Annotated in this window: 22 protein-coding genes and 1 pseudogene; 8 read left to right on the top strand and 15 right to left on the bottom strand. The window is 37.6% G+C overall.

Annotation, left to right across the window (positions count from 1 at the left end; all coding sequences use genetic code 11):
• The first annotated feature begins 11 nt into the window (after window positions 1–11).
• Entirely contained in the window at window positions 12–1,769 is a 1,758-nt protein-coding gene (gene sppA, locus LC457_RS11285) for a signal peptide peptidase SppA (RefSeq protein ID WP_223599924.1), read from the top strand.
• A 76-nt stretch (window positions 1,770–1,845) separates the two neighbouring features.
• Here sppA and LC457_RS11290 read toward each other — a convergent pair whose 3' ends face one another.
• The 6 genes from LC457_RS11290 to rpmB all read right to left on the bottom strand — a co-directional run bounded on the left by LC457_RS11290 (window position 1,846) and on the right by rpmB (window position 4,309).
• Window positions 1,846–2,106, bottom strand: coding sequence for a GlsB/YeaQ/YmgE family stress response membrane protein (locus LC457_RS11290; RefSeq protein ID WP_050019846.1), 261 nt, complete (start codon window positions 2,104–2,106; stop codon window positions 1,846–1,848).
• A gap of 72 nt (window positions 2,107–2,178) precedes the next feature.
• A complete protein-coding gene (gene ftsY, locus LC457_RS11295; RefSeq protein WP_047425904.1) occupies window positions 2,179–3,132 on the bottom strand; it encodes a signal recognition particle-docking protein FtsY in 954 nt (317 codons plus the stop codon).
• A gap of 15 nt (window positions 3,133–3,147) precedes the next feature.
• Complete coding sequence (locus tag LC457_RS11300) at window positions 3,148–3,615, bottom strand: RidA family protein (protein WP_223599925.1); 468 nt, start codon at window positions 3,613–3,615, stop codon at window positions 3,148–3,150.
• A gap of 89 nt (window positions 3,616–3,704) precedes the next feature.
• Window positions 3,705–3,857, bottom strand: a complete 153-nt coding sequence (locus LC457_RS11305) for a DUF4295 domain-containing protein (protein WP_002976755.1) — start codon at window positions 3,855–3,857, stop codon at window positions 3,705–3,707.
• Window positions 3,858–3,877: 20 nt separating this feature from the next.
• Window positions 3,878–4,060 (bottom strand): 50S ribosomal protein L33, encoded by a 183-nt coding sequence (gene rpmG / locus LC457_RS11310; RefSeq protein ID WP_027373683.1) that lies wholly within the window; start codon window positions 4,058–4,060, stop codon window positions 3,878–3,880.
• 6 nt (window positions 4,061–4,066) lie between these two features.
• A complete protein-coding gene (gene rpmB / locus LC457_RS11315; protein WP_002976757.1) occupies window positions 4,067–4,309 on the bottom strand; it encodes a 50S ribosomal protein L28 in 243 nt (80 codons plus the stop codon).
• A gap of 243 nt (window positions 4,310–4,552) precedes the next feature.
• On the opposite strand from rpmB, the gene LC457_RS11320 reads away from it, so the two are divergent.
• A complete protein-coding gene (locus tag LC457_RS11320; protein WP_223599926.1) occupies window positions 4,553–6,262 on the top strand; it encodes a T9SS type A sorting domain-containing protein in 1,710 nt (569 codons plus the stop codon).
• A 139-nt stretch (window positions 6,263–6,401) separates the two neighbouring features.
• Here the strand turns inward: LC457_RS11320 and lnt are convergent, their stop codons facing one another.
• Entirely contained in the window at window positions 6,402–8,036 is a 1,635-nt protein-coding gene (gene lnt / locus LC457_RS11325) for an apolipoprotein N-acyltransferase (RefSeq protein WP_223599927.1), read from the bottom strand.
• A gap of 56 nt (window positions 8,037–8,092) precedes the next feature.
• Here lnt and LC457_RS11330 point away from each other — a divergent pair, with 56 nt between their 5' ends.
• Complete coding sequence (locus tag LC457_RS11330) at window positions 8,093–8,506, top strand: VanZ family protein (protein ID WP_223599928.1); 414 nt, start codon at window positions 8,093–8,095, stop codon at window positions 8,504–8,506.
• On the opposite strand, the gene proC is transcribed toward LC457_RS11330, so the two are convergent.
• The 4 genes from proC to LC457_RS11350 all read right to left on the bottom strand — a co-directional run bounded on the left by proC (window position 8,496) and on the right by LC457_RS11350 (window position 12,545).
• Window positions 8,496–9,299, bottom strand: a complete 804-nt coding sequence (proC, locus tag LC457_RS11335; RefSeq protein WP_223599929.1) for a pyrroline-5-carboxylate reductase — start codon at window positions 9,297–9,299, stop codon at window positions 8,496–8,498. The genes LC457_RS11330 and proC overlap by 11 nt on opposite strands.
• A 528-nt stretch (window positions 9,300–9,827) precedes the next feature.
• A complete protein-coding gene (murB, locus tag LC457_RS11340; protein WP_223600109.1) occupies window positions 9,828–10,847 on the bottom strand; it encodes a UDP-N-acetylmuramate dehydrogenase in 1,020 nt (339 codons plus the stop codon).
• Window positions 10,844–11,329, bottom strand: a complete 486-nt coding sequence (locus LC457_RS11345) for a hypothetical protein (protein ID WP_223599930.1) — start codon at window positions 11,327–11,329, stop codon at window positions 10,844–10,846. The genes murB and LC457_RS11345 overlap by 4 nt, the downstream gene beginning before the upstream one ends.
• Window positions 11,330–11,339: 10 nt before the next feature.
• Window positions 11,340–12,545 (bottom strand): pyridoxal phosphate-dependent aminotransferase, encoded by a 1,206-nt coding sequence (locus LC457_RS11350; protein WP_223599931.1) that lies wholly within the window; start codon window positions 12,543–12,545, stop codon window positions 11,340–11,342.
• Window positions 12,546–12,771: 226 nt separating this feature from the next.
• On the opposite strand from LC457_RS11350, the gene LC457_RS11355 reads away from it, so the two are divergent.
• The 4 genes from LC457_RS11355 to LC457_RS11370 all read left to right on the top strand — a co-directional run bounded on the left by LC457_RS11355 (window position 12,772) and on the right by LC457_RS11370 (window position 18,504).
• Entirely contained in the window at window positions 12,772–15,264 is a 2,493-nt protein-coding gene (locus LC457_RS11355; protein ID WP_223599932.1) for a GEVED domain-containing protein, read from the top strand.
• Between the two features lie 143 nt (window positions 15,265–15,407).
• The gene (locus LC457_RS11360) at window positions 15,408–16,592 is read left to right on the top strand and encodes a hypothetical protein (RefSeq protein WP_223599933.1); all 1,185 of its coding nucleotides are present in this window, start codon (window positions 15,408–15,410) and stop codon (window positions 16,590–16,592) included.
• A 10-nt stretch (window positions 16,593–16,602) separates the two neighbouring features.
• Window positions 16,603–18,024: a hypothetical protein gene (locus tag LC457_RS11365; protein WP_223599934.1), complete on the top strand. Its 1,422-nt coding sequence runs from the start codon at window positions 16,603–16,605 to the stop codon at window positions 18,022–18,024.
• A 24-nt stretch (window positions 18,025–18,048) separates the two neighbouring features.
• A complete protein-coding gene (locus LC457_RS11370) occupies window positions 18,049–18,504 on the top strand; it encodes a DUF1801 domain-containing protein (RefSeq protein ID WP_223599935.1) in 456 nt (151 codons plus the stop codon).
• A 298-nt stretch (window positions 18,505–18,802) separates the two neighbouring features.
• On the opposite strand, the gene LC457_RS11375 is transcribed toward LC457_RS11370, so the two are convergent.
• The 4 genes and pseudogenes from LC457_RS11375 to LC457_RS11390 form a co-directional block, all read right to left on the bottom strand.
• Window positions 18,803–20,068 (bottom strand): TolC family protein, encoded by a 1,266-nt coding sequence (locus LC457_RS11375; RefSeq protein WP_223599936.1) that lies wholly within the window; start codon window positions 20,066–20,068, stop codon window positions 18,803–18,805.
• Window positions 20,058–23,153 carry an efflux RND transporter permease subunit gene (locus tag LC457_RS11380; RefSeq protein WP_223599937.1) on the bottom strand — a complete coding sequence of 1,032 codons (3,096 nt, stop codon included), beginning with the start codon at window positions 23,151–23,153 and terminating at the stop codon, window positions 20,058–20,060. Before LC457_RS11380 ends, LC457_RS11375 begins: the two co-directional genes overlap by 11 nt.
• 26 nt (window positions 23,154–23,179) lie before the next feature.
• A complete protein-coding gene (locus LC457_RS11385) occupies window positions 23,180–24,280 on the bottom strand; it encodes an efflux RND transporter periplasmic adaptor subunit (protein ID WP_223599938.1) in 1,101 nt (366 codons plus the stop codon).
• A 106-nt stretch (window positions 24,281–24,386) separates the two neighbouring features.
• Window positions 24,387–24,767, bottom strand: a pseudogene (locus LC457_RS11390) (MgtC/SapB family protein); the annotation flags it as partial.
• 404 nt (window positions 24,768–25,171) lie between these two features.
• On the opposite strand from LC457_RS11390, the gene LC457_RS11395 reads away from it, so the two are divergent.
• Window positions 25,172–26,023, top strand: a complete 852-nt coding sequence (locus LC457_RS11395) for a DMT family transporter (RefSeq protein WP_223599940.1) — start codon at window positions 25,172–25,174, stop codon at window positions 26,021–26,023.
• The last annotated feature ends 7 nt before the right edge of the window (window positions 26,024–26,030 follow it).

Below are 26,030 nucleotides of genomic sequence, written 5' to 3' on the forward strand. Positions count from 1 at the left end.
TTGATTGATTTATGAGAAGTTTCTTCAAAAATGTTTTGGCAAATATAGTAGCAATTGTCATACTTTGCGCTTTATTTTTCATCTTTTTCATTATGATGCTCGTGTTCAGTTCTATGGGAAATGATAAGTCGGTGGCGGTGAAAAAGAACTCGGTTCTTACGATTAATTTAAAGACAAATATAATCGATAGTCCTACTGAAGAGGAGATGGGATTGTTTGGTATAGGTGCTCAAAATAAAAGTGTTCTTTTATATGATGCATTGGAAGCTATTAATAAAGCAAAGACCGATGATAATATCAAAGGAATCAGTATTGAGGCAGATAATCTGAATGCAGGTCTTACTCAGATTGATGATCTTAGAAATGCTATTGAAGATTTTAAGAAGAGCGGAAAATTTGTGTATGCTTACGGAAACGGAGTATCACAATCAGCTTATTATTTAGGATCGGTAGCGGATAAATATTATCTGCATCCTGCTGGAGGTATTGAATTGAAAGGTCTTTCCACTGAAGTTACTTTCTTTAAAGATTTTGCTGATAAATACGGTATTGGGATTGAAGTGATCCGTCATGGTAAATTCAAATCTGCCGTAGAGCCCTTTTTAAGAAATGATATTTCTCCTGAAAATAAAGAACAGTTAAGTACTCTCTTGAATGATCTTTGGAAAAATACGTCCAATAAAATGGCTGCTTCAAGAAAAATTGATACCGCTCAGTTCAGAACAATTACAGATAGTTTATACGGAATGATTCCTGAGCAGAGCTTGAAATATAAGCTTGCGGATAAACTTATTCAGAAATCAGAATATGAAGATCTTCTTAAGGCGAAACTGAGTGTAAAAGAAAAAGAAAAACTGAATAAGGTTTCTTTGACAAGCTATATCAATTCTTACGCTGATGAAGACAAATCCGGTGAAAAGATCGCGGTGCTTTATGCTTCAGGATCTATCAACAACGGAGACGAATATAATGATATTCATTCTGAGAAATATGTGAAGTATATTAAAAAGCTTCAGGATGATGACAAAGTGAAGGCAGTAGTTTTCAGAATCAACTCTCCTGGAGGAAGTGCTAACGCTTCAGATGAGATTTTATTTGAATTGCAGCAGCTGAAAAAGAAAAAGCCATTGGTAGTTTCTTTCGGTGACTATGCCGCTTCAGGAGGATATTATGTTGCCATGGCAGCTGATAAAATTTATTCAGAGCCTAACACACTTACCGGTTCTATCGGAGTATTTGGGGTAATGCCTTATTATAAAGATATAGCGAACAAAAACGGAATCCGTGCAGATATTGTTTCTACGAATGCTAATTCTATGTATTATTCAGGACTAAACGGAGTGACTCCTTATGGGGTAAATATGATGACGAGAAGTGTGGAAGGTACTTATAAAAGATTTGTACATTTTGTAACGCAGAACAGAAAGAAAACTTTTGAGCAGATTGATAATGTAGGTGGCGGTAGAGTATGGAGCGGAGTTCGTGCCAAAGAGATCGGTTTAGTAGACGAACTTGGTACTTTGAATGATGCTGTGAAATTTGCTGCACAAAAAGCAGGACTGAAGTCTTACCAGGTAGACGCTTTCCCTAAGAGAATGTCACCATTTGAGCAAATCTTCAAGGATCTGAATGAAGAGGACGTTTCTGCCAGAATTATTAAAAACAAGATCGGTAAATCCAACTATGAGATTCTACAGCAGATTACAGACAAAAAGCTGCAGTCTGAGGTAAAAATGGAAATGCCTTACCAGATCAGAATCAACAACTAACTAAATTTATATTGTATACAAAAATCCCGGATCTGAAATTTCAGATCCGGGATTTTATTTTTTATCAGCGTTAATATTAGCTTTTCTTGGTAGCCATTCCGTAAATCCAGAGGATGATTAAAGCTCCCCCAATTGAAAGAATCCAGCTTCTCGGATTCCAGAATGAAGTAACATCTCCCCAATGGAGAATGTAAACTCCTATAGCTCCTCCTATAAATGCTCCCAGAATCCCCAGGATAATAGTGATTAGCCATCCTCCTCCCTGAGTTCCGGGCATGATCATTTTAGCGATTGCACCTGCAATAAGACCGAATAAGATCCATGTTAGTATTCCCATAGTTGCAAATTTTTTTAATTGTTAATATTTAAAATTGATTTGTTGCTAATATAAGGGAAAACATGATATAAATCATCTTTTCTTGAAGAATGAGTCTACAAATTCCGTACCATTAAAAAGCTGTAGATCCTGCATTTTTTCGCCTACACCAATATATTTAACCGGAATCTGGAACTGGTCAGAGATACCAATTACCACACCTCCTTTTGCTGTTCCGTCTAGTTTTGTAACTGCCAATGCATTTACTTCCGTTGCTGCTGTAAACTGTTTTGCCTGTTCAAAGGCATTCTGTCCGGTAGAACCATCAAGAACCAGCAGGATCTCATGAGGTGCATCAGGAATTACTTTCTGCATAACTCTTTTGATCTTGGAAAGTTCGTTCATCAGGTTGATTTTGTTGTGAAGTCTTCCTGCTGTATCAATGATCACAACGTCTGCATTTTGTGCTACAGCGCTTTGTACAGTATCAAATGCCACGGAAGCGGGATCAGATCCCATTTCCTGTTTTACGATAGGAACGCCCACTCTTTCGCTCCAGATCACCAGTTGATCTACTGCTGCGGCTCTGAAGGTGTCAGCAGCTCCGAGAACTACTTTTTTACCCTCTGATTTGAACTGGTGAGCCAGTTTTCCGATAGTCGTTGTTTTTCCCACTCCATTTACTCCTACCACCATGATGACATAAGGTTTTTTGGAGGTATCAATATTTCCTGTACCGGCGTGAGGATTTTCAAGCAATAATCCTGAAATCTCATCACGAAGAATTTTATCCAGTTCGTTTACACTTACATATTTGTCTCTGGCAACACGTTCTTCAATTCTTCCTATGATTTTAATAGTAGTAGAGGCGCCTACATCGGATGCAATAAGTACTTCTTCAAGATCATCAAGAACTTCGTCATCTACTTTGCTTTTACCGACTACGGCTTTCGTCATTTTTTCAAAGAATCCCTGGCTGGATTTTTCCAATCCTTTATCTAAGGTTTCTTTTTCTTCTTTTTTGAAAATATTTTTAAACCAACTCATAGTTTTAGTTTATTCTTATTTATTTTTAATCACTGCTGTGGCTTCTACTTCTATAAGCACATCATCTCTGAAAAGCCTGCTTACTTCCATAAGGCTGCTTACAGGAGGGGTTTGAAGATTGACATACAAATCTCTTACTTTTCTGAAATCAGGTGTTTTTTTGATGTCTGTGGTAAAGATTCCCAGTTTAATGATGTCTTTTCCTGTTCCTCCATATTCTTTCAGAATGTTCTCGATATTTTTGAAAACCTGCTGAGTCTGCTCCTCTATCGTATTTCCCACAAGGTTACCTTCCGGATCCAAAGGCACCTGTCCGGATAATAAAATCATTTTGGAACTCCCGCAGTCAATACTTACTGACTGTGACAGTCCTTTGATGTTGAAAACTTTTGGCGAACTTTTATATTCTACAGGGTTCATTGTTTTCTGACTGAATGAAAATAGAAAAGTTGCTGTGCAAGCCAGAACAAGTATCTTTTTCATACTTTACTGATTAATAATCTGGTGCACAAAGATAACAAAAAAACTACCCAAAATATGAGTAGTTTTTTATATTGTAAACAAAGTACTGATTATTTTTTCAAATAACCGTCTACTTCGTCAGCATTCATTACTTTTTCTTCGAAAACGTAAGCTCCTGATTTAGAAGACTTAACCATTTTCACCACTTTCGTCATTTTCTTAGACTGACCGCTTTGTAGGGTTGCTACTACTTTCTTTGCCATGGTAAGTTATTATTTATAAATTACTTAATTTCTTTGTGAAGGGTAGATCTCTTAAGAACAGGATTGTATTTTTTCAATTCCAATCTCTCTGTAGTGTTCTTTTTATTTTTTGTAGAAATGTATCTAGACATTCCTGGCATACCGCTTTCTTTGTGCTCTGTACATTCAAGGATTACTTGAACTCTATTTCCTTTTTTTGCCATGATTTATTAATTCTTTTTAATCAATCCGTTTCTAGTAGCTCTTTCAATAGCTTCCTCGATTCCAATCTTGTTAATCACTCTCAATCCATGAGCTGATACTTTCAGTGTTACGTGCTTATCTTGCTCTGGAAGGTAAAACTTCTTCTCTAATAAGTTAATTTCAAAACGACGCTTCGTTTTGTTATTAGCGTGAGAAACGTTGTTACCAACCATTGCACGCTTTCCTGTTATTTGGCAAATTCTTGACATATCTCGATGTTCTTATTTGTATAATATTTGAGAGTGCAAAATAACGAAGAATTTTTTAGATAGACAAATCTTTTGGAAAATATTTGCAAATAAGTGACTGATTAATAATCATGAATTTTTAAAATAGCAGAATCCTTGGGATACAGCAGATAATCAGTGCTGATATAATTCATACAGCCTTTTTTTTAAGCAAAGAAGTTAATATTCTATCTTTGTTTTTAATTAATCTAAATAAAAACAACTATGAAGAGGATTTATATTTTATTGTCTATGTTGCCTGTAAGTCTGATGGCCCAGAATTTTACAGAGGTACAGACCAGCATGAATAATTTTTATTATTCAGCGGCAGATATTGCTGATATAGACAACAATGGTACAATGGATATCGTGCTGAATGGAGCAATAGATTCTGATGGTGATGGAAATGTAGACAGTACTTATAATGAAGTATATCAGAACAATGGAACGACATTATTGCCTTATGCCGGATTAGGAGCTGATGTGACCCATCTGGGAGATATCAGATTTATTGATTATAATAATGACGGGTTGATGGATATTATTTCCACAGGACTTAGTTATATGGATGTTGTGAATTATAAACAATACAGATTCAAAAATACAGGAACAGGGTTTGTAAAAGAAGCTGAACTTCCCGGGAAAATTTATGGATCTGTAGAAGTTTTTGATTTTAATCATGATGGAAAATCGGATTATGCGGTCAACGGAACTCAATATGCCCATGGAGGAGGGTTTGGAAATACATTGGATTATTATAAAAATACAGGTGCCGGTTTTGATCTGACTGCAAACTGGGTGGACGGAACTCAGAGCGGAAGCTTTAAAGTAGTAGACCTTAATAATGACAAGCTTCTTGATCTGGTCATTATCGGATCAGATATCAATGGTGATCCGGTTTCTAAAGTATATATGAATCAGGCAGGAGTTCTTACTCCTACGCAGGACCTAGCGCCTGTAGCGGTAGGAAAAATAGATTTTGCAGACTTCAATGCGGATGGTTTTCAGGATGTTGTGGTGATTGGGAGAGACGGAAATGATGAAGGATATTTTGCTGTTCTGATGAACGATGGTACAGGTAATCTGACCCCTCAAACAATTACCGGAACTGATATTTCAGATCTTTCGCTGAGTGTGGGTGACCTTAATAATGACGGGTATTATGACTTTATCATTTCAGGAAATGAAAACTATAATGCTGTTGTGAAGACATATATTTATGATGTTTCTAATAACAAGTTTAATGAAGGAGCATTAACGGGTATAACTGCGCTTGGAGGTCCGGGACTGGTACAGCTGTTTGATTTTAATAATGATCATCATCTGGATATCCTGTTGGGTGGATTTGACTGGGTTGCTTCTGATCTGCCTTCACTGACTAAAGTATTTAAAAATAATTCTACTGCCGCAAATGCAAAGCCTACACCGCCGACTCAACTGAATCTGACGAAAAATGGAAACCGTTTCAATTTTGCATGGAGTGGTGCTTCGGATGACAAAACCCCAGTAAGTGCATTACGTTATGAAATTACGGTAGGATCTACACAGGGCGCTCATGATATTGCTAAATATGTCGTGACGACCCCATCATGGTTTCTGGATCTTGATCCGGCCATTCAGAATGTGTACTGGAGTGTAAAATCTATTGATGCTTCAAAGGTATATTCTGATGCTTCCGTGCAAAGTGTACTGGGAACAGCAGAAATTAAATCTGATAAAAATGTTGTGATCTATCCGAATCCTACATCAGATAAAGTGTATATCAAAGGAGGGAAGGTTTCAGAAGCTGAAATGTATTCAATGGATGGAAAAAAACTGAATATCAGTGTAAATGGAGATCAGTCTATTGATGTTTCTCATTTACCTAAAGGAGTGTATTTATTAAAACTGAAGATAAAAAACGAAATAACCACAAAGAAGCTTACGATTAAGTAATTGAATCAATTCTATCTTCTATCAATGAGAAAAGCCAGACGTCCAGCTGGCTTTTCTCTTTTTTTTATGTTTAAAATATTTTTTAAATGTCGCAGATTGTGGTATTCGTGCGAAAATTTGTGTAATTAGTGTTTAACAATTACGCTTTCTTCGTTTTCTTTTTGAACCATTCAATCAGATAATAGAACAATAAAAAGCCCAGTGCAAATATGGAAAATCTTGAAAGAAGATCACCCGCCCTTGTATAAAATGTCATTGTATCATACAGGTTCACTTTTGCAAATAAGGCTGTTTTGTCTCCATAGAAAGTATCAGCGGTCACCTCACCTTTAGCATTGATATGGGCAGAAATTCCACTGTTTGCAGCACGGGCAATTTCTCTTCTGGTTTCAATAGCTCTCAGTTTAGCATAAGATAAAAGCTGTTTGTGGCCTTCTGTAACACCCCACCAGGAATCATTGGTCATAATGGCTAAGAAATTGGCTCCTTTTTTTACATAGTCAGTTACAAATTCGCCATAAATACTTTCATAGCAGATAATAGGCGCCAGTTTCCCTTTGTTGTAAGGATTTGAAAAAGCAACTCTTTCTTTGTCTGTTCCCAAAGAGGCTACAGTTCCTCCGAGGTTAAGCATAGCATCTCCTAAAAGTGGTTTTAAAACATTCATATAAGGAAATATTTCAACACCCGGTACCAGTTTTCCTTTGTGGTAGGCTTGTACTTTCTGATTAGGCACAAGTTGAATCGCCGTATTATAACTGCTTACCCAAACACCGCTATTGATCTGGTAAGCTTCTTTAGGTAAATCAGCAGGATTATAAAAAAAACGGTGCGAAGAAATTCCGGTTGCAAAAACAGATCCCGGATGATTGGATAGAAATCCTTTGATATTGTTTAAAAGTAAACTTTTTTCAAAAGCTGTTTCAGAAATAGAACCTCTGCCGGGAAGAGCAGTTTCCGGAGCAATGTAATAATCAATCTTACCGGTAGAATTTTTTTCAGCAAGTGCAAGTAAATCCTGCTCAATGGTAAGGCTGTCCTTTGAATATTTTTCGGCATAAGGATCAAGATCCGGCTGCAACATCAGAATGCTGACCTGTCCGGCTGGTTTTTCGTCAAAATTATTGTATTTGATCATTGAAATAATCATCGGAAGAATAATTAAAGCTCCAACAATGGCTGAATTTTTAATCAGGTCTTTTCTCTTTCTTCCAGCTTCCCAGGTTCTTACAGTATAAAAAATAAGAACATTGATCAGAAGGATCCAGAAACTTCCTCCGGTAGCTCCTAAAGTGTCATACCATTGGATCAGTTTTGGGTAGTCGGCAAATACATTCCCCAGATTCAGCCATGGCCATGTCAGTTCCCATCCCAAATGAAATTTTTCAAAGCTCATCCAGATCGCGATCAGAAATCCTAATCCCCAATACGTTCCCTGAGCATTTTTGTACCAGTGATAACATTGGAATACTAATGAATATAAAAGAGAGTTGACCAATACCGGGAATACTACAGCCATCAGAGAATGGCTTCCGTCAGGATTCTTAGAGCCATACAGCCATCCTGTAGTGACTATGTTCCAGATCACAAAACATAGATAAGACAATCCGAAGACGACCCAGCTTTTCCTTTTATAATCTGAGAATTTTGAAACTCCATGCTCCATCATCAGAAGAGGAACAAGGGCAAAAAATATAAAAAACGGAACTCCATAAGTTGGCCATGAAACCGACAGCAGCATTGCTGAAATAAGTGTAAGTAGAACGTATTTCATTAAATTATTTTAATACACAAATTTAATGTTTTTGAAATGAATATATTAGCAGTTCAATGTTAAAGAAAATATATAAAATTAGTATTGTTCCATACACTCTGTTTCTGCTTTACCTGATGTTTTTGGGAATGGGCAGGTTTCAGTATGAAGAAAATCTCCTTACGTTAGAACCTGTTTTTTCTACAATAAGATTTATCCAGGGCCCGAATAGGACAATAGATATTGTAATGATTGTCCTTGGAAATATTATCATGTTTATTCCTTTTGGATTTTTGGGCTGGGTTTTGCCTGATCTGAAAAAACTAAAACCATTACTATTTAGCTTTATCTCGTGCATAGTTATTGTCGAAGCACTGCAATACTTTACAAGAATGGGAATATTTGAGGTAGACGATATCATCCTGAATACATTTGGGGTGTATCTGGGATGGGTATTTTGCAGGATTTTTGAAAAAAGATTTAATTATTAAGTTCCTTGGCGCGTTTTTCGGCATTCAGAATTCCCTTTTTCAGAATTTCTTTGAAACTGTTGTCTTCAAATGTTTTTAAAGCAGCTTCAGTAGTTCCGCCTTTAGAGGCAACATCTTTAATAAGTTCTTCAAGGTTTTTTTCTGAGTTGTTGATCAGGTGGTAAGCTCCCAGCATTGTCTGTTTTACAAAAAGTTTAGAGAGGTTTTCTTCAATTCCCATTTCAATACCAGCCTTAATCATTGCATCAATGATGTAATAAAAGTAAGCAGGGCCACTTCCTGAAAGCGCCGTAACACCGTCTAAAAGTTCTTCTTCTTCCAGATAAACCGATCTTCCGGTGCTGTTCAGTAATCTTTCTATACTTATCAGTTGACTGAAAGAAATTCCGTCTGCAGCAGTATATCCCGTAATTCCCATTCCCAAAAGGGTAGGGGAGTTCGGCATTGCTCTTACAACGAGCGGATGATTCAGTAATTTTTGAATTTTTTCAATATTGATTCCCGCCATAATGGATAATACCATCTGGTTTTCTTTTAAAGTAAATTGAATATTTTGGGCAACGGACTGAAAATCCTGAGGTTTTACAGCGATGATAATCAAATCAGCATCGAGTTCCTTTACTTCTTCAAAGGTGGAAATTTTAGATTTGGGAAATTCTTCAGCTATTTTGGAGATTTTTTCCTGATTTCTGATAATCAGATGCAGATGTTCAGGTTTGATCAGCTCGTATTTCAAAAATGATTTCGAAAAAGAAAGTCCCATGTTTCCGGCTCCAAGAATAGCTATTTTCATCACAAATTGTAATTTTTAAGCTAAAATAATGATTTTTTGGAAACCTGTGATGAGTTATTGTTGGAAAAACGCAAAGGCGCAAAGATTTTGAATGACATGCTGTTTTAAGGCGCAAGAACGTTTCGACTCCGCTCAATGTGAGATTTTCTGCAAGGGTGAGAATGAAATAAGATAAGGTTAATCCTTTTTGTCGCACAAAGATCGAACAGCATTGAATTTTATCGGAGATAAATCTTAGCGCTTAGAAAATAACTTGTGTCCTTGTGTTTTTCATTCCATCTATGCATAGATTCCTACGGAATGACAAAGTGTACGGATAAGCTAGGCGTTGTGTTTGTCATTCTGAAAGAATCCAGCCTTACAATTTTCCAGCTATCATGCAGCCATAACGCATTTTATCTGAGATAAAATCCTTGTGTCTTAAAAACTCAAAGAAATTAATACCCCTGCGCCTTTGCGTTTACCAATATTTTTAGAAATAGTGTATAAAAAAAGACTGTATTCACCAGCCTTTATATATTTTTTAGATTAAATAATATTAACTTCCCTTTCAAGTTCAATTCCGAATTTTTCTTTTACAGAATTAATAATCTCTGTGGAAAAATCAAAAATTTCTTTTCCAGTAGCATTTCCGGTAGCATTGATGATCACCAGGGACTGCAATTTGTGTGAAGCTACATTTCCGATCTGCTTTCCTTTCCAGCCACATTGTTCAATCAGCCATCCTGCAGGAACCTTTACCACATCACCATTAGGATAACCCTGAATATTTTCAAACTTTTGCTTTAAATCTTCAAATTGAGCTAGAGGAATAGTTGGATTTTTGAAAAAGCTTCCGGCATTTCCGATTTCTTTAGGATCCGGCAGTTTGCTTTGTCTTATATTGATAACTGCTTTTGAAATATCCTGAATGGTTGGATTTTCAATGGCGAGATTTTCCAGTTCAGATTGGATCGCGCCATATTCTGTTTTGATCGAATGGTCTTTTCTGGTAAGCTTAAAAGTGACTTCGAGAATAACATATCTGCCTTTTCCTTCCTGTTTAAAGATAGAATCTCTGTAACCGAACCTGCACTGTTCAAGATTGAATGTTCTCAGTTCAAGATTTTCTAAATCCAATACCTCACAGCTTACAAAAATATCTTTGATCTCTGTCCCATAAGCCCCGATATTCTGCATCGGAGAAGTACCTACATTTCCCGGGATTAAAGAAAGATTTTCTAATCCTCCAAAATTCTGCTGCAGGCAGTACATTACAAATTCATGCCAGTTTTCACCTGCCTTAGCTGTTACCAATACTTCATTTTCATTGATGTTCTCTTCGGCAATTCCTTTTAAATTAAGTCTGATGGCAAGACCGTCAAAATCTTTGGTAAGAAGAATATTGCTTCCTCCTCCTAAAAACAGAAGCTGAAGAGATTGGTTTTTCGAGAAAATAAGAGCCTCTTTTAGTTCATCAATTGTATTGACTTCAGTAAAATAGCGGGCTTTGGCTTCAACACCGAATGTGTTATAAGGTTGTAGTGAAAAATTTTCCTGCATGTTTATTTGTATTCTTTGGGAAGAATTTTGTCTATTTGTTCTTTAAGTTGTTGTAATTGCTTGTAATGTAAAGTGTCTACATAAGCATTAACGTAGATGTGTGATTTTTTTGGAGTCCGGATCTGGAAAGTTTCATCTGTTCCGTCTACCGATTGTAGGCTGGGAGAGCTTTTAATATGGTCGAGATCTACAATCCTTACTGATGATACAAGCTGTTTCCATGTGTTGGAACTGATGGCAGATGTCCATTTTTTATGGGTTTGATTGGCCGTCATTCCTTTTTCTGCAAAAACGGAATCTTTTGTGACTTTAACAATTCTGTAATTCCCAAGATGTCCTCCGATGTCGGAAACACTGATGAAAGTAATCTCGTGCGGATTTTGATGAGAAATAGTCTGTTCCGTTTTTTTGGAATCACAGGAAAAAAATGCCGACAGCAAAAGAATCGAAAACGGTATTTTCAGATGTAGTTTTTTTGTTGTCGGCATAGGATATATTTTACAGACTGAATTCTTCTCTGTACTTCTTTAAAGCTTCTTTCAGAATTTCAGCACTTCTTTTTAAATCTTCTTCTTTCAGAACGTAGGCAATTCTTACCTGTTTTTTTCCTAATTCAGGATCACTGTAGAATCCTCCTGCAGGAGCTACCATGATGGTTTCGTTGTTAAGAGAATATTTTTCAAGCAGCCACTGTGCAAATTTTTCAGTATCATCTACCGGAAGTTCAGCAACACAGTAGAAAGCTCCTCTAGGTTTTGGGCAGATTACGCCTGGGATAGCATTCAAAAGATCTACCAATACATTCCTTCTGTGAGTATACTCTTCTCTTACTGCTCTGATGTAGGCACCATCATTCTGGTGTGCTGCTGTTGCGGCAATCTGTCCTAAAAGAACCGGGCTTAATCTCGCCTGTGCAAAAAGCATGGCAGCATTACGGATTTTATTAGAACGGGTAACCAGACATCCAATTCTTACTCCACACATAGAATAACGTTTGGATTCAGAATCAATGATGATACAGTTTTCAGCTAATTCAGGGAAATCAAACATGGAGATCTGCTGTTTTCCGTCATATACATATTCTCTGTATACTTCATCAGAAATGATTACAATATCATATTTCAAAGCAATGTCTGCAAGCTTCTGAAGTTCCTCGCGGGTATACAGATATCCGGTAGGGTTTCCTGGGTTACAGATAATGATTGCTCTTGTTTTTTCTGTGATTTTTTTCTCGAATTCTTCAATAGGAGGCAAAGCAAAACCAGTATCAATAGTAGAAGATACGGCTACTACATTCACATCAAATGTGCTGGTGAAACCATTGTAGTTGGCATAGTAAGGCTCAGGAATAATCACTTCGTCACCCTCATCACATAAAGTAGAAATGGCAAAGTTCAGGGCTTCAGAACCTCCATTGGTAACAATGAAGTTATCAGGAGTAAGATCTGAAAAACCTAAAGAATGATAATATTCTGTAAGGGCCTTTCTGTATTCTATATTTCCTTCAGAAAGCGCATATTCCAATACTTTTAAATCGATGTTTTTTAAAGCATTTAAAGCTGTTTCCGGAGTTTCAATATCAGGCTGTCCGATATTAAGGTGGTATACTTTTATTCCTTTCTGTTTTGCTTGTAATGCAAAGGGAACCAGTTTTCTTACCGGCGATGGCGGCATATGCAGTGCTCTGTTTGAAATATTCGGCATTGTTCAAAAAATTTGTATGACAAAAATAGGATTTAATTTCTCAATAATAAAATTAAGAATCAATAAGAAGATGTTTCATTAAGTTTTACGTTGTCTTTGAAAGTTGCTTATTTAAATGATGTTTGGTATTAATTTTTCACACTTTTTGAATAAAGTTTAAGATTTTGTTAAAAATAACATTTTCGTATTATTATTTTTACTAAATTTCGCCTCAAATGTGATTAAAATGGTAATAAATTTATTTTCTAGAGTGGTACCTGCTATCGCTCTCTTTTCTGCCAGTGTACTCATGGCTCAAAATTATCAAACTATGCCGGTTTCTTCAGGCTTTACAGCTGATGTAATTGCCAACGGGATAGGTTCTTCAACAGTTACTACAAATAATGACGTAGACGGAGTTTCTTACGCTTTTATAGCGAAAGATTTTCAGCTGACCTCCACAAGTGCAGCGATTACGTATGGTATTCCTGTTGATGGAGTTATTAATTCTGTAGTGGGAACTACTCCCGGATTGAGTTTTCAGTTAGCAAGTTTGAATGCGAATAATTCTTTAAGACTGGCTGCAACCAGTGATAACGGAACTTTGGCATTTACAACATCAAAGGCGGCGACCAAACTCTATATGCTTGCTGTAAGTGGAAGTGGGACTTCTACAGTAAGTGTAGTGGTCAATTTTACAGATGGGAGTTCACAGACGTTTTCAAGTATCAGTCTCGCAGACTGGTATAATGGATCTAATTTTGCCATCCAGGGAATAGGAAGGATTAAAAAGCCGGGAGCTACTCCTGGAGCTGGTGATGATGTTCCTTCTCCTGAAGGCGGAACCAATCCAAGATTATATCAGATTGAGCTGGCAATAGATGCAGCAAATCAGACAAAACTGATACAAAGTGTAACAGTAACTAAGGTAAGTGGTTCAGGAATACCAAATATTTTTGCTTTTTCAGCAGACGCTTATTCGGATTGTATGCCTCCTGTATTGCAGGCGGTTTCAGGCATCACAGCTAATTCTGCTTTAGTGTCATGGACAGGTAGTGCTGCCAGTTATGATGTATACCACAGTACATCAAACACAACACCGGCAAGCACAGTAACACCTACTTATCCGGGAGTAACAGGGACAAGTACAACGATTGGAGGTCTTAACTCCAATACAACCTATTATTATTGGGTAAGATCCAATTGTAACACGGCGACAGGCCAAAGTGTATGGTCTTTTGCAGGAACATTTAAAACAGCTTGTTCTACTTTTACAGTTCCGTATACAGAAAATTTTGATACAACAAATACAGGTTCCTCATCAAATACTAATGCACCAAGCTGCTGGGCATATCTGGAAAGTGCATCATTTGCAGGATATGGGTATGTAACTACAACAAGTAACTATTCAGCACCTAATGCGTATTACATGACCAATTCAACTGCTACTACGGGTAGCCAAATGCTGGTTGCACCTCCAACTGTAAACCTTTCAGATGGTACCAAGCGTGTAAGATTCTATGCAAAAGGAGGAGGAAGTAATTACACATTATTAGTGGGGACATTATCAAACCCTGCTGATCCTGCTTCTTTTACACCAATTGGTTCTCCTATTGCTCTGACAACTACCCACACACAATATACTGTTAATATTCCTGCGGGTTCTGATTTACAGTTAGCATTTAAACATGGTTTGGGAGGTACTTCACGTTCTATTTATATTGATAATATTACCGTTCAGAATATTCCTTCTTGTCTTGAGCCAACAGCAGCTACTTCATCAAACGTGACAACTAATGCTGCAATGATAGGTTGGACAGCACCATCCTCAGTTCCTGCAAACGGATACGAAGTATATTACAGTACAACCAATACCGCACCTGATGCTACAACTGTGTTGAATGCTACCAATTCCGTAACTTCTACCACAACTTCAGCACCATTAAGTTCACTATCTGCTGACACGAATTACTATGCATGGGTAAGATCTGTATGTAGTGGCAGTGACAAAAGTATCTGGAGTGAAGTTACTGCATTCAGAACAGGATACTGTCTGCCTTCATCTGCTTCTCAGAACTCGTGGCTTTCTGACTTCAGTTCTACCGGAGGATTGATAAATATGGCTTATTCATCTGGCTCAAGTGTTGCAGGTGGATATCAAAATTTAATAACAAGCAATAACAAGATTATAAATGCTCCAGGATCCGACACTTCAGTGTCTTTCACTGCAGGAGGTCCAACATGTGGAATAGCGGTTTGGGTAGACTGGAATAACAATTTAACTTTTGAAGCTTCGGAAAGAATGTTTGTTACTAATACTTATATAACAAATACTTCCGGAACTATTACTGTACCTGCGGGAACTCCTCTGGGAACTTATAGAATGAGAGTAGTAACTGATTATAACAGTACAGCGCCATCAAACCCTTGTGGAGCTATTTCAAGAGGAGAATTTATTGATTTTACCTTTGAAGTGGCTACCTCTTTATCAACTTCAGAAACAAATTTGAAGAAAAAAGAAGTGAATGTATATCCTAATCCTTTCAAAGATGTTCTGCATGTTGCAGATATCAAAAATGTTAAATCTGTAACGGTTACTGATGTGGCAGGAAGAGTAGTGAAAACTATTGACAATCCAACAACAGAACTTCAATTAGGAGAATTAAATACTGGTTTATACTTAGTGACAATGAACTTTAAAGATGGTTCAACATCTACTGTAAAAGCCATTAAAAAATAAAATTTTTTGAGTTAATAATTTCTGTAGGCAGTTGCATTCGTGTGGCTGCCTTTTTTATGATCCATTACATAATAACTGGACAAATTATTCTTAAAAAATGTTGATGAAATTATTATACATTTGCACTGAAAACTATAACATCCATGAATAAATTAAAACTACTTTTTTTACTCCCATTATTTTATTCCGAATTTTCACAGGCTCAACGAATTGATAAAGAAATGATCAGTTTCCAGCTTTTGAAAGAACCGGTTTTTCCTACAGACCTTTCCAGCAGAAACTATACGATTACGATAAAATCTCCCTATAACATTACAAAAAATGATGTTATAAGATTATCAAAAGAAGATCACCAGAAAAAAGTGGATAATTATCAGGCAAACGTTGAAAATGCCAAATATGAACATGGAGAAAGATTGAAGGATTATGATGCTGAAGTGAAAAAGCTTCAGGAAAAGTACAAACTTGAGTCTGCAGAATACAGCAAGTTATCAGCAGTTGAAAAAATTGCGGCAACTAATGGCGCTCCTACGCTGAGATTACCTTCAAGACCTATCCTTAATATTCCGCCGGTTCCGGTGTATCAGCAGCCAGATCTTAGAGATGCCTTAATTGTGGATAATAAAATTCTGTCTTCACAAATAGATGTGATCGGTTTTTCAAAAGGCGGAAATTATCTTGATATTGTCATTGAAATGGAAAGAACAAATTTTCAGGACAATCAGGGAAAAACTTTCGCCAATCAGCCTACAAAAATTATAGCGAAACAGGGAGGAACTGTAAAACTGGATAAGACTTATTTCTCAGATTTTGCGGAAATAGCAAGCGTTCCGACCAATGAAATTAATCTGAATGCTCAGGAAAAAAGATTCCTGCAAAGAACCATTGATCGTACAAGGAATATTATTAATGAAAATTTTGGGTATCAGACCATTAATTCTACAGTGACTTTGGCAACTGTAAAGAACAAAGGAGAGTATGACGATTTGGAAAAAGCATACATCTACGTTACGACCAATCTTAAAAAACTTCAGGCAAAATCAGATTATGCTCCGAATAAAGTAGCCATGGAAAACATGCAGAAAGGGATTGATCTTTGGAAAAGTGCTTTGACAAAAGTAAATTACAACGATAAGAAAGCTGTTTACAATCAGAAGATCGGGGAATATCTTTATTTTAACCTGATCAGATTAAATATCGCATTAGGCAATTACCAGGAAGCAGAGAAATATTTAAATGAGTTACAGGAACACTTAGTAGATATTAAACTATCCTACGATGCTAATTTTGAACTGAAAAGATTAGAAGAAAAAATTTATAATAACTAAAGAAAACGATATGATTAAACAGATTATTGCTTCGGCATTAATTACAGCTTCTGTGTACTCTTATGCACAGACGAAAGTGACTGAGGGAACAAAATTCACAGTGGATGCCAATCTTGAAACGGATGATAAACTGGTACTGGCAGATGATTACAATTCTTATATGTTCAGTGCCATCAATATTGACGGACTGATGAGAAATGTTTTCCCTCACAAGAAATTATTGATGAGAAAACTGGATCAGAACGGAAGTCTTGTGGATACTTATGTGAAAGATTACGCCAACAAAACGAATGGTGTTCTTCACAACTATTTGGGATCACAGCAGATTGATGATGATAAATTTATAGCATTTACAGAAGAATATTTCGGAAAAGAAAACAGAAAGGAAGTTTTTCAACATGTTTTCAGCAGAAAGGAAGGCACTTTTACAACAAAGAGTATTGCAAAATACAATATTGAATCTACCAACAGATCGGGTACAACGTATGTTCTTTTCTCAGAAAACGGAAAATATGCAGCCATCTTCAATGACAGATTTGCCAACAAAAAAACAGAGAATATAAATGATGTTCTGGTATTAGACCTGAGAACTCTTTCTCCGGTTTGGAACAAAGAAATTACATTGAGCAGTGATTATGTTGAAAAGTCTTTGACATTAACGAATTCAGCAAAAATTGTTGTATTGCGTAAAGCGTCAGGATGGAAAGAATCTTATAAGCTGGAACTGGTTTCCAATACGGAAGATAAAGACCTTCTGTTCGATGATAAATATATTCCTGAGAAGTTATATGCTTTCAGCAAAAACGATAACGATTATCTGGTAACTTTTGGAAGAAAAAATGCGGCGGTTACTATCGGAGCAAGTACTTTCGGAACGGTAATGTACTACGATATGAAATCCGGAAAAGCGGTGATCAGCAATACCAATTTAGCGGGAAGCAAAGATATGAACGATGTGAAGGTTATCAAAACCATTGTGAAAGGGGATGAAACTTTAATGGCTGTTCAGCAGGAGACGGTGACAAGACCGATGCCTACCACAATGAATCGTTTCCCGGATCCTGTATATTCACTGGATGCAGGAATGCTGATTAAATTTAATAAAGAAGGGGAAGTAAAGCAATTTGTGGCAGCTGGAACTTCTACAGGAAAAAGAATTCACGTGGTTGAAGCCGGAGATAAACTTTATATTTCTGCATTTTACCCTAAAGGAGCATTTGGAAATACAGGATTTTCTATGAAAGTTTTTGATTTTGCCAACCTGAAACCTCAGGAAGTAAGCCTTGATTATAAAGGAAGAAACTTCTTCCAGAACTACGGTTTTGCAGATGGAAATATGATTCAGTATGTTCCGAATGTCAACAAAATGATGTTCCTTCAAAAGAGCAGCAAAGATGTTCAGATGTTCAGTGTATACAATTTTATAAAATAATCGTATTTTAGAAAAAATTACAATATGCAGATTCAGTCAGTTTCCATAGAAGATTATATCTCAAAGATTCCTGAAGAAAGACAGGAAGCATTCAAAAAACTTTACGATGCGGTAAATGATAATCTCCCAAAAGGTTTTGAAGATGCTACAAATTATGGGATGATAGGTTGGGTAGTTCCTTTGGAAACATTTCCTGCCGGATATCACTGTGCGCCCGGAACACCGCTGCCGTTCATCAATCTAGCTTCTCAGAAGAATTTTATAGCACTGTATCATATGGGTCTGTATTCAAAACCGGAACTTCTGGATTGGTTCGTAGGAGAATATCCTAAACATTCCAAAAAGAAGCTGGATATGGGTAAATCCTGTGTCCGCTTCAAAAAAGTGGAAGATATTCCTTTTGAACTGATTGCCGAGCTGAGTCAGAAAATGACTCCTGATGACTGGATCGGAATTTATGAATCTCAGTATAAAAGATAAAAAAGGCCCTGAAATCAATAGATTTCAGGGCCTTTTTTATGCTGGAAGCTGGAAGGATGAAGCCATATTTGTGTTTTTAGAATTATTGATATTTATATACAATTTTACATTAATCTTGCTACCGTCTGTCATTCTGAATGTAACGTAGTGAAATGAAGAATCTAAGCTTTACGTGGGATTCTTCCTTTGTCAGAATGACAATGGTGTAAAATTGTATATAGTCTCCAAATTAATAAAATGATTTTCATCTATCCATCGGCTTCCGGAAACTTCCATCCTCCAGTTTCCCTCTTCCTTTCTAAAAATGAATATCCCAGATTCCCACTTTACGTTCTAGCTCAATCAAAGCAGCTGCATTATCTGCAAGAGCCTGATAATAATCTTTTCTTACATTGTTATACGTTCTCTGGGCATTCAGTACTTCAAGGATAGAGCTTTCTCCTCTTTTGTAGCTGTAGGTGATTCCTTCCAGAATACTTTGTGCTTCCGTAAGCATTCCGTTATGAAATTGTCTGAGCTGTTTCTGAGTGGCTGCATATTGCTGATAAGCCTGAATGACTTCAGCTTTTATCCCTTGTTCGATTTGTTTGTACTCAACTTCTGCCTGAGAATGAGCCATTTCTGCAATTTTCAATCCTGCATTTCTTCTGTTGGAAAATTTCAAAGGAATGCTAATGCCCATTTTAACAGCATTTACAGTGGGAGAAGGGGCAATTTCATTCGTAGCTTCGGTATGCCGCTCTGCTCCGGCACTGATGCCTAAATCTATAACTCTATTAGCTTTTTCAAGGCTGATCTGACTTTTGGCAACCTCTGTATTTTGTCTGGCTGCCAATAAATCTGCTCGTTCATTTAAGGCCTGAAGAGTGAGATCATCAATACTAAAATACCTGTTGAACGCATTAAAATCTCCGGCAACATCTCTGTCTGTAATTTTGCTTTCTCCAAGAAAAACCGATAAACTGGTGAGCGCCTGCTGTTCTGCACTTTCAGCCTGATATACTTCATTGAGAAGGGAAGCAGCTTCCAGCTTACTTTGTTTGGACGTCACAAGTGATATAGTTCCCAATCTATAACGGATACTGTCGGACTTTGCCAATTGCTGCATATTTTGATAAGAATCCTGTTGTACTTCAAGCAAAGCCCTGGATTTTAAAGCGTCAATATATCCTAAACTTGCATCTGCACGAAGGTTTCTGAAAAAATCCTGCAATTGTATTTTGCTCAGCTCCGATTGATTCTTTGCCAGATTTACCCTGGCTTTTCTTTTACCACCCAATTCAAGGGTCCAACCGAGTGATGCACCATACACATATCCCATATTCTGATTCACACCGTTATTGGTGGTTTCCATTTCCAGTTGAGGGTCAGGAAACATATTGGCGGTCTGGATAGCAGCTTCGGCCATACTTACATTGTATTTTTGAGAAGCATATCCCAGATTTTTATTTCCGACAAGGCTCAGGTATTCTTCGAATGATAAAAGTTCTTTTTTCTGTGCCTTCATCCCTGTGATGCTAAGCAATACGAGAGATAATATGATAAAACGAACTCTAATTTTCATCTGATTCTAAATTTTGTTTTTCGTTTTGGCGTTCAGCCATAAAATAAATAGCCGGCAATACGAATAGGGTTAAAATAGTGGAGAACATCAGTCCATAAACAATGACAGTTGCAAGTGGACGCTGTACATCAGAACCTATTCCTGTAGCTAATGATGCCGGAAATAATCCGATTACAGCAACTGTTGCGGTCATCAATACAGGTCTGAAACGGTCTTTTGCTCCCTTGATGGCGGCCTCTTTCAGTTCATACCCTTTCTTACGCAGATCGTTGATATGAGAAATCATAATGACTCCGTTCTGGATGGCAACTCCGAACAATGCAATAAATCCTACGGCTGAAGATACATTCAGAGACATTTCCCGGATATTGAGCGCCAGCATTCCGCCAAATAAAGCCAGTGGAACAATAGACATCAGTACCAAAGCCTGTCTGAAATCTCCAAATGCACCATATAATAAAAGAAACATGATTGCCAATGCCAGCGGAACGATAAATGCCAGTCTGGAATAAGCCCTGTTTTGATTTTCAAACTGCCCGCCCCATTTGATCTGGTATTTTTCGTGATCGTATCTGATATCTTTTTCAATTTTATCCTGTGCTTTTTTCAGGAAAGAAGAAAGATCAGTTCCTCTCAGATTCAGCTTTACGGTAAGATGACGTTTGTTCATTTCTCTGGTAATGGTACTTTCTCCTGTGCTTAATTTTACTTCTGCCACCTGAGACAGTGGTATTTTTGCTCCTGAAGCTGAAGTCAGCATCAGATTTCCGATTTTATCCGGCGTATCGCGGCTGTCTTCTGTATAACGGCAGGAAATATCATACACTTTATTGCCGATAAAGATCTGAGAAATGGCTTTTCCTCCCAATGCTACTTCAATAAGGTCGGCAACATCTGCTACATTCAGTCCATATTGAGCAATCTTGTCTCTGTTGGCAATAATCTGCAGTTGAGGTAACGGCGGTTCCTGATCGATAGCAAGATCTGCAGAACCTGGAATGGTATTTAATGTGGATAATACATTTTCTGCAATACGTCTGGTTTCCTTGAAATCTTCTCCATATACTTTTACTACAAGTTCGCTGTGTGCTCCTGAGATTTTATCCATTACTCCGTCAATCATCGGTTGTGAAAAGCCAACGGTGAATCCCGGCATGTCTTTATAATCTGCGGCAAGTTCTTTGATGAGGTCTGCTTTTGTTTTTCCTGAAGGCCATTCGCTGTAAGGCTTTATTCCAATGGATACTTCAAAGTGGGAAGCGGTCCATGGGTCAGTACCATCATCATTACGTCCTGCCTGAATCATCATATAAGTGATTTCAGGATGCTTCAGGGTACGGGCACGCAAAGTATCACTCATTTCTTTTGATTTGGCTAAAGAAATTCCAGGAGGTAACTGTACCTGCAGCCAGATGGAACCTTCATCCAATTCGGGAAGAAAATCTTTTCCCACATGCCAGGAGAGAATTCCGGCAGAAATCAGAACTATCATAATAGGAATGATTACTCTTTTAGGAGTCTGCATTATTTTTTCAATGCTTTTTCCATAGGCTGTGCTTATTTTCTCCAGCCATTTATTGTGATAGATTTTCTGTGGTTTCCGATAGATCACATAAGCTAATCCAGGAATTAGAAGCAGTGCAACGGCAAGGGCTCCCAATAGAGCATATCCAACAGTAAAAGCCATAGGGGTAAATAATTTTTTCTCTACTCTTTCAAATGCAAACAAGGGCAGATAAGCGGTAATGATAATAATGGTTGAAAAGAAAATAGGTTTTGCTACCTCAATCACTCTTTGGGTAATGGTCTTTTCTTCCAGTGTTTCTTCCGAATTTTCTTCCCGTTTCTTGAGAATGGTTTCCAGCATGACGATAGCTCCGTCTACAATGATCCCGAAATCAATCGCTCCCAATGAAAGGAGATTGGCCGGAATATTGGTAAAATGCATGAGTATAAAAGCGAATAATAAAGAAAGCGGAATGGTAATCGCCACCAGCAATGCTCCCCGCCAGCTTCCAAGAAATACAATCAGAACGATAATAACCAGTACAATTCCTTCGGTAAGGGTATGGGAAACGGTAGTAAGAGTAGTTTTTACAAGATCTGTTCTATCCAGAAAAGGATGAATTTTTACTCCGGGAGGAAGTGTTTCGTTATTCAGTTCTTCGATTGCTTCATGCACACCCTCCAGGACCTGTGAAGGGTTTTGTCCTCTTAATAAAAGTACAATTCCTTCCACACTCTCAGAATAATTTCGTTTTCGATCTGTATAGCCAAGAATTCCTTTTCTTTCCAGATTTCCGTATTTCAATGTTCCTACGTCATTAAGAAAAACAGGAACTCCATTTTGAGTTTTTATCACAATTTTTCCAAGATCATCCAAGTCTTTTACCAAACCTATTCCACGGATAACATAGGCAAGATTTCCTCTTGGAAGCATGCTTCCTCCTGCACTTACATTGTTTTTGGAGATTGTTTCGGTAACTTCAGACAGAGATAATCCGTATTGTTCAAGCTTATGCGGATCCAGCTCGATCTGAAACTGAGTGGTAATTCCTCCGAAATTAGTTACATCAGCAATTCCTGACAGCTGTTTGATACGGGGAATGATGACAAACTTTTGTAAATCCGTCAATTCCCGCAGACTGTGGTTGTTGCTTTCGATAATATAACGATAGACTTCGCCAATGGGAGAGGTGAGGGGATCTAATCCTGGCTGTGCACCATAAGGAAGCTCCACATCCGTCAGTCTTTCCTGAATACGTTGCCTTGCCCAGTAATCATCTATCCCGTCATCGAAAACCATAGTGATAATGGAAAGTCCGAAGGTACTTTTGCTTCTCATCACATGCATTCCGGGAAGTCCGTTCAGAGATCTTTCCAAAGGGATTGTGATTTGCTGTTCCACTTCTTCAGCAGCGAGTCCGGGAACCTGTGTTACCACCTGGGAAGTTACGTCCGCAATGTCAGGATAGGCTTCTATGGATAATCTGGTCCAGGAATAATACCCGAAGAATCCCAGTAAAAGGAAGAGAGCCAGCATCAGCCATCTTTTCTGTATAGAGATTGTTAGTAATTTTTTCATAGTTCTTGATTTCGCATCATTTTACATTATTTCGCATCCAGCATATAAATTCCTCCTTCAGTCATGATGGTTTCTCCAGGTTTTAATCCTGATATAATCCTTACTGTTTTCTGATCTGTTTCTCCCGTGGTCACAGGACGTCTGGTAAATTGGCTCTTTCCTGTTTTTACCCAGATATATTGAGAACTGTCCTGTTGCATCAAAGCGGTTACGGGAATCATCACTGTTTTTTCAGGAGTTGTTGAGAAGTTCACGGTAGCGTACATTCCAGGTTTTAATTTTCTGTCAGGATTATCGCATTCAATAAGTACTTTGATACTTCGGGTATCTTCGTCTACAATTTCATTGATGTGGTATACTTTTCCGGTAATATTTCTGTCCGGATAAGCACTTACCTTTACAGAAACCTGATCTCCGGTGTTGACAAAGCGAATGTCTTTTTCCTTTACATCACCGGAAATCCAGACTTTTGATAATTCTGCGATAATCATTACCGGATCTGCATCTCCCTTCAGATATTGTCCGTTTACAATTTTGTTGGAAATAATTTCGCCGTTGATAGGAGCTCTTACAATGAGAGGACTTCCTATCCCTCCTCCTTTGCTGTTATAAACCTTTAAAGCTGAAGATGCGTTGGAAAGAGATGTTCTTTTATTTTTAAAATCGGTTTCTGCCTCGTCCAGTTCCTTCTGGATGCCTACTCCGTGTTTAACGAGGTCCTGCTGGCGTCTGTAATTTTTTTCAGCAAGCTGTACATCATTCAGAGCATCCGTATAATCTTTCTGAACTGAAAAATAATCTGAAGAAAGGATCTCGAAAAGAGGGCTTCCGGCAGAAATATTTTGTCCGAGCTGAATAAATGACCGGGTAATTCTTCCGGAAAAAGGGCTGGCAATTTCTGCATAATGATTTGGAATCGCCTGAATAGTTCCTGCTGAGATTACGCCATCACTGTGTTTCTGTTCGGTAACAACCTGTGTTTTAATTTTTTTGAAAATGGGATTGTTTTCCGGAACAGTGACGTGATCGCCCTTTATTACTATTTCCGGTTCTTTGTTTTGCTGAGGTGTATTGTCCTTACAGGAAACTGCAAAGAGAATAAGACTACTTACGATTATCTTTTTCATGATCTTAATACAATTGTGTGCTATTGCTGATTTTTACTTTTTCTTTGTTATTTTTCTTAGTGCTGAGCCATTTTTTGCCCCTTGTTTCCTTCTGAGAGGATAAAGCAGGTCTCAGGAATATATTGGTAGAAACAATAAAGAGAACTGTGATGAGAGCTTCCACAGGATATCCCAAAGCACACAATGCGCCTATGGCTGCGGAACACCATAATGTGGCGGCAGTATTTAATCCTCTTACGGTAAGACCGTCTTTCATGATGACACCGCCACCTAGGAAACCTATTCCGCTGACAATATAAGAGGTGATTCTTCCGGCTGCATCGCCACCAATTCTGATAGCAATCAATACGAATGCAGCAGAACCGATACATACCAGAGTGTTGGTTCTGAGACCGGCATTTTTTTTGCGCCACTGTCTTTCAAAACCTATACCGGCTCCCAGACAGAAAGCGGTCAGTAAACGAAGGGTAAATTCAAATGTATTCATAACTTTTCCTGTTTTTATAAAGCTTTTCAGCTGTACGGGAAAAGTGAGTACAACTAAAGCTTTTAAGATTGATAATTACTGTAAGGATCTGCGTCCATATGCTTTATTTTTTACTGTGCAAAAGTAAATAGTAACACGTTTTTTTACCGTTAGAAAAGCTTTAGAATATTATTATAAAATCATTAGAGAAAATGTTTTCCTGTTTTTTTAATGATGAAATGAGAACTGATTATTTTTTAGATCTTATTAATAAATGCAAACTGTATCCATTGTAAAAGATAAAATTTCAATACATTTGGGGCAGTTAGTTTTATATGATGAATTTCACGATTTATCGTATAAAAAAAAGTCTGTTGAATCTCGGAAACTTCTTTCCAAAATCTTTAGAATTATATATTTTAGAAATGAAAAAATCAAACATAGCAATACCAGCTACGCTTTTAGCGATCATTTGTGTACAGGGAGGAGCTTCCATTGCGAAGCAGCTTTTTCCGGCCATTGGAGTTATTGGTACGGTTACTTTAAGAATTGTACTTTCTGCTGTTTTGCTTACGTTGATTAACCGTCCGAAATTTTTACAGTTTGACAGACTGAAATGGAAATACTGTGCGATGTACGGAATAGGTCTAGCCGCTATGAATCTTATTTTTTATATGGCGATTCAAAGGATTCCGTTGGGATTGGCGGTTACTGTGGAATTTGCAGGTCCATTATTTCTTGCCCTGGCTTTGTCCCGGAAATTGCTGGACGTTGTATGGGCATTACTTGCCTGTGTTGGAATTCTGTTGATTGTGCCATGGCAAAATGATCACGTTGATTTGCTGGGACTTGGGCTTGCTTTTCTTGCGGGAATGTTCTGGGCTGTTTACATCATCATGGGTGGAAAGGTTTCAAAAATAATGGATGGAAAAGATGCGGTAACGACCGGGATGATATTTGCGAGTATGGTAATTATTCCCTTTACGATTTGGGATGGAGCGGTTTTTAATCTTACGCCCACTATTTTTGTTAAAGGACTTGGTGTGGCTATTCTTTCGAGTGCTTTACCTTTTTCGTTGGAAATTATGGCTTTGAAAAGACTTCCTGCTAAGACTTTCAGTATTCTGATGAGCCTGGAACCAGCATTTGCAGCACTTTCGGGATTGATTTTTCTTGCTGAAGAATTATCTTTTTTACAGTGGATTTCTATCGCATGTGTGATTGCTGCCAGCATAGGAACTACAGTTTTCAATAAGAAATCTCTTGCTCATGAGTAGAGAGGTA

Source organism: Chryseobacterium sp. GVT01B (genome assembly GCF_019970045.1).
Lineage (GTDB): Bacteria > Bacteroidota > Bacteroidia > Flavobacteriales > Weeksellaceae > Chryseobacterium.